Source organism: Okeania sp. SIO2F4, assembly GCF_010672385.1.
GTDB lineage: Bacteria > Cyanobacteriota > Cyanobacteriia > Cyanobacteriales > Microcoleaceae > Trichodesmium.
In genome coordinates, this window is sequence record NZ_JAAHGT010001365.1 from 1 (window position 1) to 1610 (window position 1610).

Annotated in this window: 1 pseudogene; it reads left to right on the forward strand. The window is 30.9% G+C overall.

The window, feature by feature from the left end:
• Positions 1–609 precede the first annotated feature (609 nt).
• Positions 610–1203: pseudogene (locus tag F6K22_RS40445) on the forward strand (hypothetical protein).
• The last annotated feature ends 407 nt before the right edge of the window (positions 1204–1610 follow it).

The window sequence follows — 1610 nt, forward strand, 5'->3', positions numbered from 1 at the left end:
TCCCTTTATTGGGTCGGCAAAGAAAGCTGAATTATTTAATTAATAATTATTAATTATTAATGATTCGGTAAGGATATAGTACAAAAATTGGGATAATTTATTTTCTGCTATTCCCTAATTTCTTTTTCTAGGAAAGATTTAGCTATAAACCATTGCTGTTGACAACCAAGTAAAGTACTTAAACGAAAGAGAGAAATTTTATTATGATGATTTTTACTGAAATTTTTATATATTTAAGTAGCAGTTTAATAGTTTCCCTGGTGTTCATAAGCAATACCTAAATTCAAAAATATATAATCTGGAATATCTGCTAAATGGGAAAATTTTTCTAGATAAAAAATTGCCTTTTGCCATTAATTTTTGCAGCTTATTTTCTAAGCCTTGTATCCCCAGACAACACTACTATAATAATCCTATTTAAGTTGTAATATTTTGGTGGCAGTTAGGAGTCATAACTCAGGAATACCGAGTCAGAATTTTAAAGTTTTTCAGCTCAAATTAACTATTATAAAAATTGTCACAATCAATGGGCGGATTGCTATAGCAATCCGTGCATAGGTGGCAACAGATATAATAGTAAGAATAACAGATCCAGTCAAAAGACAAAAAATGAATATTATAGATAAACTAGATGGTTTTATCAATCAAACATGCATAGTCAAAAGAAATAAAAAGAGCTTGAGCGGTCAAAATGATTTTGTCGGGAAAATCCTACCATAAAGTCAAAGAATTATTAAATGTTTCTCACAGTTTAGAGGGCGAATGGAAAAACCAAGCACTGTTTCATGGTGTAGAAAGTTTAAGGCTTCAATTGTATTGGAACACAAGGTTACTTAAAGGCCGAAGAAAAAGAGCAAATAATTGAGTGGCTGAGGGCACAAGATTATCTGAGATTATCAGATTTACAAAACTATTTAAAGAAGCAATATGATGTGTTCAATAATTAATAATTAATAATTATTGAACGCATATAGAAATGGTTGATAAATTGTACAAAATTTGCCCCAAACGCCCCTGAGCAAAACCCCGTTGAAGATATTTGGTTGCCAGCCCAAAATTTCATTAAACAATTCTATCATCTTTGCAGTTCTTTTAAAGTAGTTAAGTGGCTATTTAAGTTTTTTGCCCTCTGGTCAAATATTCAATTTCCCAAAACTTTTTCAGTATAGAATTTTGCCACAACCAATGGGCGGATTACTATAGTTAGGTAATCGTTCAATAAATTATTTAATAGATGTATCTATATCTTGAGAAGGTTTATTTAGGGTTTGCTGAAAACTCTTAGGGGTGAGGGTAGAAGTCAGGAGTCAGGAGTCAAGAGGAATAGAAATTACAGAGGAAGTAGAAGAAAAAATTGTCTAAAATTTTTCCGCCCTTGTCTGCTCAAAATACTCATATTTTGAACTAGAGTAAGCGAAAAGCTGGCACTTTTTTCACAGAAAAAAGGCTAAATAATTTACAGATAAAAGCTTTTAGAGTTAATCAGCAAGCCTTATTTATTAATTCCCGAACCATGGCAATAGTCAAACATTGATATAGCCAATCTAGCAATTTTTAACGATTGCTACTACTATATTTTTTATATTTTTGAATAATTGTTATTTCTAGGA